The sequence below is a fragment of the Micromonospora sp. DSM 45708 genome (genome assembly GCF_039566955.1).
Lineage (GTDB): Bacteria > Actinomycetota > Actinomycetes > Mycobacteriales > Micromonosporaceae > Micromonospora.
Genome location: NZ_CP154796.1, coordinates 5,849,831 through 5,863,341 on the forward strand (window position 1 = coordinate 5,849,831; position 13,511 = coordinate 5,863,341).

14 protein-coding genes are annotated in these 13,511 nt (G+C 66.3%); 9 read left to right on the plus strand and 5 right to left on the minus strand.

The annotated features are described in order from the left end of the window. Positions 1–10 precede the first annotated feature (10 nt). Positions 11–727 carry a creatininase family protein gene (locus tag VKK44_RS25275; RefSeq protein ID WP_343443687.1) on the plus strand — a complete coding sequence of 239 codons (717 nt, stop codon included), beginning with the start codon at positions 11–13 and terminating at the stop codon, positions 725–727. A 39-nt stretch (positions 728–766) separates the two neighbouring features. Beyond that, positions 767–1,672 (plus strand): helix-turn-helix domain-containing protein, encoded by a 906-nt coding sequence (locus VKK44_RS25280; RefSeq protein WP_343443688.1) that lies wholly within the window; start codon positions 767–769, stop codon positions 1,670–1,672. Here the strand turns inward: VKK44_RS25280 and VKK44_RS25285 are convergent, their stop codons facing one another. From VKK44_RS25285 to ribD, 4 genes are all read right to left on the minus strand, one after another. Then, entirely contained in the window at positions 1,673–2,917 is a 1,245-nt protein-coding gene (locus VKK44_RS25285; protein ID WP_343447794.1) for an IS701 family transposase, read from the minus strand. It abuts the gene before it with no gap. Positions 2,918–3,131: 214 nt separating this feature from the next. Beyond that, positions 3,132–3,449, minus strand: a complete 318-nt coding sequence (locus tag VKK44_RS25290) for a hypothetical protein (protein WP_343443689.1) — start codon at positions 3,447–3,449, stop codon at positions 3,132–3,134. Positions 3,450–3,577: 128 nt separating this feature from the next. Beyond that, positions 3,578–4,447, minus strand: a complete 870-nt coding sequence (locus tag VKK44_RS25295) for an aminoglycoside phosphotransferase family protein (protein WP_343443690.1) — start codon at positions 4,445–4,447, stop codon at positions 3,578–3,580. Between the two features lie 129 nt (positions 4,448–4,576). Continuing rightward, positions 4,577–6,643 (minus strand): bifunctional diaminohydroxyphosphoribosylaminopyrimidine deaminase/5-amino-6-(5-phosphoribosylamino)uracil reductase RibD, encoded by a 2,067-nt coding sequence (gene ribD, locus VKK44_RS25300; protein WP_343443691.1) that lies wholly within the window; start codon positions 6,641–6,643, stop codon positions 4,577–4,579. Positions 6,644–7,086: 443 nt separating this feature from the next. On the opposite strand from ribD, the gene folE reads away from it, so the two are divergent. The 6 genes from folE to VKK44_RS25330 all read left to right on the plus strand — a co-directional run bounded on the left by folE (position 7,087) and on the right by VKK44_RS25330 (position 11,743). Further along, positions 7,087–7,710 (plus strand): GTP cyclohydrolase I, encoded by a 624-nt coding sequence (gene folE / locus VKK44_RS25305; protein WP_343443692.1) that lies wholly within the window; start codon positions 7,087–7,089, stop codon positions 7,708–7,710. Next, positions 7,707–8,135, plus strand: coding sequence for a 6-carboxytetrahydropterin synthase QueD (gene queD / locus VKK44_RS25310; RefSeq protein ID WP_343443693.1), 429 nt, complete (start codon positions 7,707–7,709; stop codon positions 8,133–8,135). The genes folE and queD overlap by 4 nt, the downstream gene beginning before the upstream one ends. A 21-nt stretch (positions 8,136–8,156) precedes the next feature. After that, positions 8,157–8,990 carry a 7-carboxy-7-deazaguanine synthase QueE gene (locus VKK44_RS25315; protein WP_343443694.1) on the plus strand — a complete coding sequence of 278 codons (834 nt, stop codon included), beginning with the start codon at positions 8,157–8,159 and terminating at the stop codon, positions 8,988–8,990. Next, a complete protein-coding gene (locus VKK44_RS25320) occupies positions 8,980–9,471 on the plus strand; it encodes a phosphoribosyltransferase (protein ID WP_343443695.1) in 492 nt (163 codons plus the stop codon). The genes VKK44_RS25315 and VKK44_RS25320 overlap by 11 nt, the downstream gene beginning before the upstream one ends. A gap of 98 nt (positions 9,472–9,569) precedes the next feature. Then, positions 9,570–10,601, plus strand: a complete 1,032-nt coding sequence (locus VKK44_RS25325) for a radical SAM protein (protein ID WP_343443696.1) — start codon at positions 9,570–9,572, stop codon at positions 10,599–10,601. Next, positions 10,598–11,743: a DegT/DnrJ/EryC1/StrS family aminotransferase gene (locus tag VKK44_RS25330; RefSeq protein WP_343443697.1), complete on the plus strand. Its 1,146-nt coding sequence runs from the start codon at positions 10,598–10,600 to the stop codon at positions 11,741–11,743. Before VKK44_RS25325 ends, VKK44_RS25330 begins: the two co-directional genes overlap by 4 nt. A 512-nt stretch (positions 11,744–12,255) precedes the next feature. Here the strand turns inward: VKK44_RS25330 and VKK44_RS25335 are convergent. Continuing rightward, a complete protein-coding gene (locus VKK44_RS25335; protein WP_343443698.1) occupies positions 12,256–12,525 on the minus strand; it encodes a hypothetical protein in 270 nt (89 codons plus the stop codon). A 200-nt stretch (positions 12,526–12,725) separates the two neighbouring features. Between VKK44_RS25335 and VKK44_RS25340 the strand changes: the two genes are divergently transcribed. Continuing rightward, positions 12,726–13,502 carry a 7-cyano-7-deazaguanine synthase gene (locus VKK44_RS25340; RefSeq protein WP_343443699.1) on the plus strand — a complete coding sequence of 259 codons (777 nt, stop codon included), beginning with the start codon at positions 12,726–12,728 and terminating at the stop codon, positions 13,500–13,502. Positions 13,503–13,511: the final 9 nt, after the last annotated feature.

Genomic DNA, 13,511 nt, shown 5'->3' on the forward strand with positions numbered 1-13,511 from the left:
GGATGACCGCATGGACCTCTTGCCGCTTATCACCAGCACCGACATCGCCGCGAGCGCACCTGAGGTAGCCGTTCTGCCCGTCGGCAGCTTCGAGCAGCACGGTTCGTTTCTGCCGCTGACCACCGACACGATCGTCGCCACCGCGGTCGCTGAGGCCATCGCGCAACGGCACAACGTCCTGGCCCTTCCGCCGATCACGCTGTCGTGCTCGCATGAGCACGCAGGGTGGGCCGGTACCGTCAGCATCAGCCACCAGACCCTATCGGCGATCATCGAGGACATCCGGTCCTCTCTCGCCGGGAGCGGAATCACCCGGCTGGCCATCGTCAACGGCCACGGCGGCAACTACGTGCTGTCCAACGTCGTGCAGACCGCCAACGCCGTGACGCCCGGTTCAATGACGCTGTTCCCGACCCGTACCGACTGGGCAAGGGCCCGGAAGGACGCGTGCTTGGACAGCGACGCTCACCAAGATATGCACGCCGGCGAGTTGGAAGTGTCCATCCTGCTGCACGTACAGCCCCACGCGGTCGGCGAGGACTTCACCGCTGGAGACCACTACGCAGATGACCGACCGATGCTGCTACTCCGGGGGATGAGCGCGTACACAGAGACGGGCGTCATCGGACGGCCCTCAGCCGGCACCGCAGCCAAGGGCCAAGCCCTGCTGCTAAGCCTCGCGCAGTCGTTCGACGACCATCTCGCCGCTCTACTTAGCCAGGCGTGACGGAAGAGAACGGCCCGACCCGCATGCGAAACAGGTGCCATGCCTCGCCATCCTGACACCGTCATCACGCCCAACAGGCTGCTCGTCCAGGCCCGCCAGCGCCTGACGTCGCCGCTACGGCCCGGCCAGCGCATGTCCAGAGCCGAACTGGCTGACACCATCAACGCCGCTCTCGACCGTCTGTACCCCGCGCAAAGCCTTACCGCCCACTACGTTGACCATCGCTGGGTCGGCAAACTCGAACGAGGAGAACACCGCTGGCCCAGCCGCGAGCGCCGCACTGCCCTGCGCCAGGTGCTCGGTGCCGCGGTAGACGCAGATCTCGGCCTTTACAGCCCTCGACGCACCGAGGGCTGCGCGATCCCCGACCGCCGGCAAGTGACGGCTGCATGGTTCGGCAAGCTGCCAGGTGACCTTGCTGAGCTTCCGGGACCATGGACATCCGGACTCGGGTTGCAGGCACCGGCCAAAATCGAGTGGCCTCATGTCGAGGCCCTTCAACGCAGCATTGCCTTGTTCGAAGAGTGGGACCATCAGCACGGTGGCGGACTCGCCCGTGCAGCTATGGCGGGTCAGCTCGAATGGGCATGCCAGGTCGCCCGTCAGGCGTCGTCCACCGAGACGATACGCCGAGCCTGGTTGTCGACGGCGGCCCGACTTGCTGACCTTGCCGGATGGGCGTGCTTCGATTCAGGCGATGAGCCCGGCACAACACAGCAGTACCTCGTTTTGGCGATCCGATTGGCCGGCGAAGCCGAGGGCCTACAGCAAAGGGCACACACCGCCACCACCTTGAGCAGGCATCTCACCTACATCGGGCAGGTCGCGGACGCTCTTGATGTGATTGGCCTTGTCCACTCGGATTGGCGGTTGATTCCTCCGTTGGGACGTGCTGCGGTTCGCATCGTGGAGGCTCGCGCCTATTACTCCAGCCGGGGATCGTGATCACGGCTCGATGAGGGCTTGTCGGGCGTAGTGGCTGTTCATGGCGCGGGCTTGGTGGCGGCGTCGGCGGATTGACCAGAGCAGCGGGTCGCAGAGTCGGCGGGTGGGTTCGATGATCAGGACGTGGAACAGGTGGCGTAGCTCGTTGACAGTCAGGGGGATGAGCCCGACCGGCTGGTAGCGGTGGCGGTGCTCGGTGGTCGCGGCGGCGAGGAACGCGTGGGCGAGGATCGCCAGGGTGCTCCAGCGGTGCCAGGAGGTCCAGCGGCGGTGTTGGTGCTGGTCGAGGCCGAGGCCAGTCTTCGCGGCCTGGAACGACTCCTCGATCTTCCAGCGCCGGCCGGCGACCGCGACGAGAGTGCCGAGGGAGACGACCTCGGGTGACCAGCAGCGGTAGAAGGCCAGTTCACCGGTGCGGCGGCTGCGGCGGATCAGCAGCCAGTGGTGCCCGCCGTGGGCGTCGGTGGCGTGGGGCAGGGCGACGAAGGACCAGTCGTAGTAGCGGTGGCCCTTCGCGCCTCGACCGGCGGAGAGCCGTTGCCAGGCGGTGTCGGGAAGCTCGGCGGCGAGGCCGTCGACGCGGTAGATGCCCAGGCCGGTGATCACCTGATGTGAGCAGGCCACGGCCAGGACGTAGCCCAGTCGTAGCTGACGCAGCCGGGCGGCCAGCCGCGGATCGCTGCCGTAGGCCTCGTCGCCGGTCGCCCACCGGCACGGCAGCCCAGCGGTGACCGCGGCGGCGATCATGCGGGACGCCAACTGCGGTTTGGTCGCGAAGCGCACCTGCTCAGGGACACCGGCCTCGGCGCGGCGATCAGGGTCGTCGCACCACGACTTCGGCAGGTAGAGGGCCGTGTCGAGCATCGCGTGCCCAGCCTCGGTGGCATAGACCAGGTGCACGGCGAGCTGACAGTTCTCGATCTTCCCGGCCGTGCCCGAGTACTGCCGCTGTACCCCGACGGTGTGCCGGCCCTTCTTCAGATCACCCGTCTCGTCGATGACCAGCACGGCCTCGACATCACCGAGATGCTCACCGACGAACTCGCGGACATCGGCACGAACCTCAGCGTCGTCCCACGTCACCCGGGTCAGCAGGTCCTGCATCCCGTCCGGGCTGGCGTCCCCGGCGTGCTCAGCGATGCTCCAGCAGTTCTTCCGCGGTAGCGGCGCCAACAGCCCTCGGACGAAGTCACGAACCCGGCGGCGCGGCTCGGGCCTGCGGAAACGCCGCCCGACCGTCAACATCAGCTCGTCGAACAACACCCGCCACCGCTGGGCGTCTACCCTGTATCCGGCAGCCACCGCTGCGTCATGGTCAGTCCACACAACCGTCCATGATCGACGGTGGCTGTCCTCGTACCCCCACCGCACCAAACCGCAGCTCAGCCGAGGTCAACATCCCCGGCTGGAGTACTATGCAAGGAGCCATGATAGGCGGGCATGCATTCGGGCGGTCGGCTTATGTGATGAGGAGTTCGCGGCGAGCGGTTCGGATGGGCCGGAAGATCCAGTTTGGGGCTACTACGCCGATGTCGGCCAGATTCTCGGTGACGCTGGCCATGCTCTGTTCGATATCGCCGTAGCGACCGATGACCGCCTTCAGGCGGACGCATTTATCAATCGATTGCAGTCCGCGTACTCCTACCACCCGAAGGAAGCTGCCAGATCGCGAGCTCTCACCATGATTCGGATCGCCTGCCTCCAGATATGCGGTGGCAATTTCGTCGGTGGGCTGAACTCGATCCGGGCTGGCTTGGCAGACGCACGGGGCGTCCACTCCAGCAGAGTGCGGGATGACCTCCGCGCCCTTGGCTCCGTCCTCGCGAACACAGATCCGGAGCCGAACCTCGCAGGTGAATTGGAGGCTGCGCGGGCGCACGTAGCGGAGGCGATGCGTGCACAGATCTAGTAACCCGTCCAACCGGCAGGAGCGGTTCCGTCTCGCAACGTGTTGATACGATGCCTCAGTTGACGCTGTCGTTGCAGGTCGTTGCCTGCTGACTGAGCCAGCCATAGAGTCATGCGCAGCATACGCGCCATTCGCAGCTCCGACCACGACGGACTCAGGCGGACATCGAATCCATACGTTTGAACGAAGTCAACGTACTCCTTATGGGGGAACCACCCACACTCGTAGTAGAGGGCCGTCAGGGTCAAATCCCATTCCGGTGGTCCGATACATACTGCCTCCAGATCCACGAATGCTTCCCGGCCGCCTGCCGACACTAGGAGATTTTCCATATGCGCGTCGCCGTGCAGCACTGCCTCACCGAGCGTAAATTCCGCGGTGACCCACCGGGCCGAGAGTTGATCACGGAGTTCCCGCAGGAGCATGCGGTCGTTGATGTCGAGGCAGGCGCCCGCCTGTAACCGCTCTTCGAACCCATCAAACGGCGACAAGCAGGGCAAAAGGTTTGCCGGGATGGCAAGCACGTGTAGCTGACGCAGGCACTTGGCGAGGGTGACCAAGTCGGCTGGCCGACTATCGGCCAGGTACTCCCACAAAGACACCACGTACTGTCCGACGATCATTGGCTCCGGCCGTGCGGGGTGAACAACAGGCACGTGGCGGGAGGCGAGCCAGGTAGCGACGTCGATCTCCCGGCGGGGGGCACTCCCCTTGGCCGCCCTTGGTACCACCCGCGCCAGCACACCAGCGCTAGGCAGCAGGACCACACCGTTCTCGCCCACACGCACCACGCTGGCATCGTGAGCCGGAAGGCCCGCCTGGGTGGCCGCCGACGTCACCGCGTCGATCGCTTCTTCCGCACGCACCCGACTCCTCTCCCTTCCCGGCCAAACCCCCTCGATGACCTCCCCGGCCGGCATCGGCCTGCCTGTTCCGGCCTCACATGTTGTAGGTCTGGCAGGCGCAATCGTTCGACCCCGGCCGCGGGCAACGCATCAGCGCATGCCGGGTTCTGCTATACCGGCTCGCGCTGACGAAATCCTCGGCCGGCGAATGCGAATGCGCACGCCCGTACCTCCGGGCCAGATGTCTGCCAACTCGAAACCCGCCGGCGCGAGGTCCGCGGTGGCTGCCGCGAACCCGCCCGCCAGTGGGGTCTTTTCGACAGCCACCACAACCTCATCGACGCAGTCGAGGTTGTCTCGTAGTACAGCGCGATGATGCCCGCCAGTGACGAGGGCTGTGCGTGAGCCGGTGGCGTAGCAGGCCGACAGCCACCGTTGGAGATCGTCGGCTGGCTCGCCGGGCAGGGTGAAGTGTTGAGGTGCGTGGCTGCCCGGCCTGCCTTCTTCGATTGTCTTCTCGCCGAGAACGAGATCCGCCGCGCTGCGCAGCTCCGCAGTTAGTTGCTCATGGGCGACGTGGCTGTCCTGGCCGTCGAGGGCGTAGGCCCAGGTCAGGTAGGGGCGGTGGCGACGGGTGGCGGTGAGCCAGGGGCCGAGGACGGTGAGTGTCTCGTCGGGAAGCACGTTGGTCTCGACGTCGATGCCGTGGGCGGTGAGTACTGCGGCGCCACCATCGCCTCGGGAGGTCGGGTCGACAACGCTGATGACGACTCGCGCGATGCCGGCGTCAATGAGTTCCTGCCGGCAGGCCGGAGTGACGCCGACATGGTTGCAGGGTTCGAGCGTGACGACAGCGGTACCGCCTCGTGCTGCAGAGCCTGCTGCCCTGAGCGCGTTGACCTCGGCGTGTGCCTCTCCTTTGCGCCGGTGATAGCCCGCGCCGATGGTCGCGCCGTGGCGATCGAGGATGACGCAGCCGACGGGCGGGTTCGGGCTTGTGGTTCCTATCCCGATCGATGAGAGAATGATCGCTTGGCGCATCGCTGCGAGTTCGACGTCGGATGCCATCAGGTGACCTCCTGGGAGGTCGTGGAGGAAGTCGCGGACCGCTGGTAATTGCTGGTGCCCGCTGACCGTAGCGCCGAGCTGCGCGAGCTGATGCAAGACCCTTCGTGATCCTGCCCGGCGCGCGATAGGCAGCGCGTGGTGTGCCGCTGCCGCTGCCTGATCCGGTTGGCGCGCCGCGGCATGAGCCATCGCCTTGATCAACAGAGCCGACGCGAAGTCCTGGCGATGCCGGCGCGAAATCGCCGGAAGCGCTTGGTCGAGAACCTTGAACGCTTCCTGGGGCTTCTGTGCCAGCCGAAGACACGCCCCACGGTGTACTTCGATGTACGCGCTGGTGCAGTAAGAGCCGTGCTCGCCTTCCGGCTTACCCGGGTAACGGTCCGCTGCCCAGCGGTGCGCGGCGTCCAGCAGCCGCATGGCCGATTGATGCTCACCCGTCGCAGCGAGGGCATGCGCGTGCTGCACGCGCAGCGCTGCATGCATCGGACGAGGGAGCTTCGTGTCGTGCAGCAGCGCGGCCTCCGCCTGTCCAATCGCTTGGGCGGCGTGCCCCGTGGACAACCATTGTTGGCTGCTGCGGTACGTGGCCCAGGCGGTCATCGTCGGGTCAGCGATCTCGTCTGCCCAGGCGAGTGCCTGTCGTGTTCGGCGGTGGCCGGCGGCGTGGTCGTTGAGAGATTGGTGAAGCCATGCCGCGGATTCGGCATACTGGGCGGCGAGTCGAATCACGGCGGGGCGAAGCGCTTCGGGCACCCCGTACAAGGTGTCCTCGATCGTGGCCAGCTGCCTCGTGACACCCATCAGTGCGTACTCGGGACCGAACATCTTGTCGTTCTGCACCAACAAATGCCACTGCTCGCGCAGGAGGTAAATAGCCTCGTCCCAACTACCTGGCTCAGGCACGACCACAGGCCCTTCAGCGTCTACGCCGTCGCTACGTCGAGGACTGTAAAGATCGAGATCCGCATCGGTGACAGCACCGAGCACCTGACGCAGAGCTGTCCGCCGCGCTTCGCTAGGCCAACGATGCTCGCCTCGTTCGAGTTTGCCGACCCAGCGGGAGTCGACGTATTGGGCGGTGACGTCGCGGCTGGGGTAGATCCGATCGAGCGCCGCGTTGACCGCATCAGCCAGCTCGCGACGGGACATGCACTGGCCGGGACGCACAGGTGAGGACAGTCGATGCCGAGCTCTGCTGAGAACGCTATTCGGCCTGATCGTGGTGTCCGGATGACGAGGCACGACTTCCCCTTACCTACATGCTAACTCCTTGCCGACTATGCCACCGGTTGTCTAGATCATCCAGCTCTCTGCCGTCGGGACATGAGGCGACGAAGACTGACGCGAAGTCGGACCGCAAGTCGGTATTCCCCTGCTGCACCACATGCGACCACGCTAGGCGCACGGCCTCTGCGGTCGAACCAACGAGCAGCCGACACCGGTCGACCTGCTCCTCACTGTGGCCCTGGACGGCCTGCACGCCTCCCTATAGGTGGCAGCAAGGGCTGCGCCGTATCTGGGAGCCGCGCCTTTGCACAGCCTGCGATCAGCCAGGTCCCGACGGCCGCGCTCACCCCCCTCAAGGAGACTAGGTGACAACCACGCTCCCCGGCCTCAACGCTTCAGCGCAGACTGCGCCTTCCGGCGCCGACGCTTTCGATCAGCAGCAGGTCAGACTGGCGGTGACACACCTGCTACAGGCCCTCGGCGTCCCTGGGGACTCCGAAGTCGCTCGCAACACCCCGCGGCGCGTGACCGATGCGCTAACGCAGTTGCTCACACCTGAGCCGTTGGCGTTCACGACGTTCTTGAACGACGATAGTCACCACGACCTGGTGCTGGTGCGGGAAATTCCGTTCACGTCGCTGTGCGCGCATCACCTGTTGCCGTTCTATGGCCACGCGCATGTCGGCTTTTATCCAAAAGAGAGACTGCCTGGTCTATCGAAGATCGCCCGAGCGGTAGCGGCGTTCGCGGCTCGCTTGCAGATACAGGAGAGCCTAGGTCAGCAGGTCGCCACGTATCTGGAAACCCAGCTGGGCTGCGATGACGTCGGCGTGGTGCTCGTGGCCGAGCACCTGTGCATGACACGCCGAGGAGCGCGTGCCGCGGGAACGAACGCAGTCACCATTGCCACCCGTGGTCGGTTGGCGCGCGACCAGGCGGTCCGAAGCGAGTTTCTCTGCCTCGCCATGCCGTCGGCTAGAGACTCATGACCCCGGCTCCGCCGGACTTCCCGGCACCGACCGCCCGTGGGCCAGGAATCCACCGGATCACCAAATCGTTCAAGTTCGAGGCAGCGCATCTGCTCGGCGGCCTCCCCGAGGGGCACCAGTGCGCCCGCCTACACGGACACGGATACACGGTGGAGATCACCCTCGCCGGCAGGCAGTTGACCGGTCCAGGCTTCGTGGTCGATTTCGCCGAGCTTCAGCCGCTGAAACGGCACCTCAATGACAACTTCGACCACCAGTTCCTGAACGAAATCCTGGGCGTGGAGCCAACCAGCGAGAACCTCGCCCGAGTGCTGTTCGAGTGGTGCGCGTCCCACCTTTCCCTGCCAGAAAGCGCGGACATTGAGGCCGTGCGGGTGCACGAGACCACAACCAGTTGGGCGGAATACCGCGTCGACCTCTCCTGACTCCGGAGGGAACCACTCACCATGTCTTCCGACACCACGGCAACGGTCAACCAAACCGACGAGCGGGTCGCGGTCGCCGAGCTCTTCTACTCCTTCCAGGGAGAGGGAGTGAACCTCGGCCGACGCGCTCTGTTCGTCCGCCTCATGAGATGCAACTTGACCTGCGGATACCCGGTCCTTCCCCCAAAGGCGGACGCACCCACCGGCGGCGCGATGGTCTGCGACACCGAGTACACCTGGAACGCCGCCAAGCACGACCTGCTGGCCGCGCCCACGATGAGTGCCGCCGAGATCTGGGACAAGCTGATCCGGCTGGATCCGGTCACCGGCTCACCATGCCTCGGCGGTACCAACGGCATCACCGAGGCACCGGGCTTGACCCCGGTGGATCTGATCGTCGTCTCCGGCGGCGAACCGCTCCTGAACGCCGGCATCGTGACCGACCTCGCCCGACGCGCCGCAGCGACCGGCAGGGCTCTAGAGATCGAGACGAACGCAACCATCGCGCCGGGCGCCGATCTGATCGCCGCGGGAGCGCATTTCAACGCGGGCCTGAAGCTGGCAAGCTCCGCCGTGCCGTACAGCAAGCGGATCAAGCCCTCGGTCATCGAGCGGCTCCAGTCCAGCGGCCGGACCCGGTGGAAGTTCGTGGTGACCGGTCCCGCCGACGTGCAAGAGATCGCTGATCTCCAGCGAAAGTTCGGCCTCACGGAGGTTTGGTTGTCCCCGGAAGGCACCAGCACCGAGGTTGTCCTTGACCGGATGCGATGGCTGGCCGATGTCGCACTGACCCACGGGTGGAACCTCACCACGCGCCAGCACGTGCTGATCTGGGGTGACAAGCGTGGACGGTGACCGCGCCCTCACGACGCTCAGCTGGGATGGCGTCACCGCTACCGCTGCCCGCCTTGCGGACGCCGTCCGCACTGACCAGGTTCCCGATGTGCTGGTAGGCGTGCTGCGCGGTGGGGTCATCCCTGCCGTGCTACTCGCACACATCCTCGGCGTGCGGACGGTGCGGGCCGTAGAGGTGCTCCACACCACCGACGACAGCGTCAACGCGGCGAAGTCCGCCGCGCCCCTGGTCGACAACGCAGCGAGTTTGGGTGACCTGACCGGCGCGGATGTACTCGTCGTCGACGACATCGCCGGCAGCGGTGACACCGCGGCGCGCACCGTCGAGCTGGTGCGAAGTGCTGGTGCCGCCCGCGTTCGGACGGCGGTGCTCGTGGTCAACCTCGGCAACTGGCGGCGGGCGCAGAGACCCGGGGAGTTGCTGACCTACATCGGAACCGTCGTCATCGGATGGGTGATCTTCCCATGGGAGAATTCGTGAACAGGGCGGCGCCCCCGGTCCCAGTGACACTCACACCGAGGACCACTCTGGGCGCCAGCGCTCCGGCCGTCGCGCAGCTCGGAGGGCAGACCGGGGCGATGCACGGCGTGTCTCTGCTCTGGGCGCTGCGCTCACCATGCAACCTCGGATGCCGCTATTGCTACTTCGGCACCATCGAGGAGCACCGGCAGGCAATGCCGGCTCAGGCGGGGATGCTGTCGCACTTGGCGCGCACCGATCTGGAACTGGCGACCATAGCTGCTTTCGTGCAGACCCTGCCCGCATCGCGGGTCGAGCGGATCTTCCTCGCCGGCGGTGAGCCGCTGATCTGGCCACCAATCATGGACGTGGTCGCCGGGATCAAGGCCGCGGGCGTCCAAGTGGTGCTGTGCACCAACGGCATCCCGCTCAACCGGCCTGAGGTCGTCGAAGCCATCCTCACCACCGGTGTCGACGCCGTATCCGTCTCGCTCGACTCCGCCGACCCCGACTACAACGATCGTTGGCGCCCGGCCCGTAACGGCCAGCACGGCCACGGCGACGTCGTAGCCGGGATCCAAGCCCTGATCACCGCCCGCGGCGATGACCGGACTCCCCGCGTGGGCATTTACTCGGTGATCACGCGGCAGAACATCGACGCGGTCACCGAGACCGCGGCCTTGGCCGCTCGGCTGGGCTGCGACTACTTCGTGCCGCAGCCGATCGCCCTGGAGCCAGACCACGCGCTGCACCAGCAGCTGTCGCTCACGCCGACCGACGCCCACGATCTGGATGCGGCGTTCGCGCAGTTGTACGCCGCGCCGCCGGTGCAACTTCCCGCCCCCAGCTACCCGGGGCAAGTCGTCAAGGCGGTCACGGCTGAGCGTCCCGGCTTCGTGCGCTGCTGCTTCGGCGGTACCGATCTGTTCTTCATCGAGCCCGACGGCAGTGTCTGGGACTGCCCCTCGGGTTTGAAGATCCACGCCGATGCGGCGGGTAGCGCACGGCGTTCGATCCGCGGCGCGAGCGCCACCACGCTGTTCGGCCGCGGCGGCGGCTGCGCGGACTGCCATCTGTTCTCTGCCGATTGCGTCAACATGTGGCCGCTCATGGGCTTCGCCGAGTTCCTTCCCGAAGGTTCGCCGTCATGACGACCGATGGTCCGCAGCCCGCTGCGCCGCCCGGCACCGCCGGCATTGACCAAGCCATCGTCGCGGACCTCGCACGCCTGCTTGACCGGATGCCCGACTCGGCCGGGACCGTGCATGGCGCAGCCCTGGAACGGGAGCTGGCCGCAACAACCGGAGTGCGGCATGCGGTCGCAGTGTCCTCTGGTACCGCAGCCCTACACACCGCGCTGCGCGCGCTACGCATCGGCCCAGGCGACGACGTCCTCGTCCCAGCGCTGTCAGTGATCATGTCGGTCGCCTCGGTCATCCACGCCGGCGCCCGCCCGGTCTTCGTCGACTGTAACCGCGCCGGCACCGACCTCGACTACGACGACCTAGCCCGTAAGGTCACGTCCTCCACCAAGGCGATCCTGCCCGTCTACCTCTGGGGCCGGCCCGCCGACCCGGCTCGGCTCGCCCGCGCAGGGCTTGAACACGGGGGCTTGGCCGTGGTGGAGGATGCCTGCCAAGCGCAGGGCAGCCGAGCCGGCGGTCGACTTGCCGGGACCGTGGGCGATGTCGGGTGCTTCAGCCTAAAAGACGGGAAGGTGCTCTGGGCGGGAGAGGGCGGCTACCTTCTCACCGACCGTGACGACGTTGCCTGGCGCGCGAGGTCTCTCCGCTCCCATATGCAGCCGCCACCACGTGAGGACTGGCCGTCTGCTGAGGTCGGCTACAACTACCGGCTCGCCGAGCCGCTCGCGCTCATCGCCCGCGCCAACCTCGCCCGCTTCCACACGTCAGCCGCGCGCCGCCGCCACCAGGCCTGCCTGCTTGCCGACCTGCTGACCGGTACGCCCGGCATCAACGTGACTGACGTGCCGGCTCGACGGGGCTGGAATGGCTACAGCTTTCTGGCAACGGTGACCCTGGATCGACCTCGCGCGTTCTGCGAGCATCTTGCCCGCCGCGGAGTACCGAACAGCGTCGGCACGTTCGGTCTGATCCCCGCCGACCAACAGCCGTTATTCGCCGACTTCACCACCGCGCCCTGCCTCAATGCCGCCGCGGTCGTAGATCGAACTCTCGCCGTCGTCCTTACCGACCACGACGATGAGGGGCGCATCGCGGCCTACGCAACGACGATCTCCCGAGAGGCTGCGCGGTGGCGGCACCACGCATGACCACAAGCGGGGTCCGGGACGGTGACAGGGTCGCAGTGGGGTGCGCCGAGGTTGCTGCCGCTCTCGACGGCTACCGCACCCGCAGTATCAGCGCAAGTCTGACGGCACAGGTCGGTGATCATCTCGACGGCTGTCGCGCCTGCCGGCATGCTTGGAAGCGAGTCCGGTGGGATGCAGCCCGGGGCACCGACCTGTATGAGGAACTTGCTGCCTACCTCGGTGACGACTTCGAGCCGTACTTCGACTCCTACCATGCCCTAGCGGTCGACTGGGAGAGGGCCAAGCCCGTCACCTCCGAGGACATCAGGCGGTTCTACCGCACGACGCCGGCGTACCTCTACAACCAAGTCATCTGGCATGCCAGCGGCGCCCGCCCGGACTACGTCATCGCAGCTCTGCCCATCCTGCGAGCGCACGGTGCGCCGGTCCTCAACTGGGGGTGCGGGATCGGCATCGACCTACTTCGGATACACCACGCCGGCCTCGACGTCTGGGGCTGCGACCTCCCTTCGTCACCCCAAGACTTCATGCAATGGCGTGCCGCCCGAGGCGGGTATCCCCGCCCAATCCTGGATTCGGGCACCCAAGTCAGAGGCGCGAGTGTGCTTTGGACCATCGACACGCTCGACAACCTTCGCGATCCCGAAGCCGAGCTCGGCAATCTGCTTGCATACGCCGACATTGTGATCAGCGAGCGGTACGAGGTGAATCAGCGGCGGAACCGCTGTGGTTTCCATTTCCGGCGCACCCCGAACGAAGTACAGCAACTCCTTGCCCGGCATGGCCTACATCCTCGCGAACAAACCGAAACGCCCGCGATCCTCTCGACCTGGAACCGCGCAACGGCCAGCCGACCGCAGCCCTCACCACCTGAAACCGGCAGCGGTGCCGGCAATCCTCAGCCTCAGAAGACCCTCATCTCCGCGGCACGCCCTGGCCATCCGGCCGCACCGCGCCGCCCCCCACCAACGAGGAGTGACAGATGCGCAAGATTCTCCTCTTCTCCGCCGGCCTCGATTCCTTCCCAGCCTGGCACTACCTGGGCAAGCCCCCGGCCCTGTACTTCGATAGTGGGCATTACGGCCGGCAGCAAGAGATCGACACCGTGCGGGCGCTCGCCGCTACCCATGGGATGGACCTGGAGGTCAGCAGCGAACTAGACCTGTCCAGCCGGGCCACCCCGCAGGGGGATCTCATCCCGTTCCGAAACGTGCTGTTCGCGATGCTCGCAAGCTTCCGCGCCGAGGTGATCTGGTGTGTCGGTGTCAAAGGCGACCACACGGCCGACAAGAGCCCTGAGGCCTTCGCACGAATGAGCGAGATGCTCTCCGCTTTCGCGGACCGGCCGATCCGTGTCGACAGCCCCTTCTGGGACATGACGAAGACGGACGTCGTCGCCTGGTACCTCAGTTCCGGCCTGCCCGTCAACGACTTGTTGCAGACGTTCTCCTGTGCGACACCCGGTGCCGCCTTGGTGCACTGCGGTCAATGTCCGAGCTGCCTGCGCCGGTGGATCGCCCTGACCAACAACGGCGTCAACGGGCGCTTTGCCTCTTCACCGTGGACCTGGGAGCGCATTCGCACCCACTACCTGCCGGCGATGGCCAGCGGCCAGTACCCGCCACACCGCGCCCAGGAGTTCCACCGCGCCATGGCCACCGTCGGACTGCTCCCCGAGCTGCCGTCGTCAGTGAACGCACCTCAACCGCCAGCTGATGCCGCCGGCATCACCGACACCACGCACCGGGAGCAGCAATGAAAGTCCCCG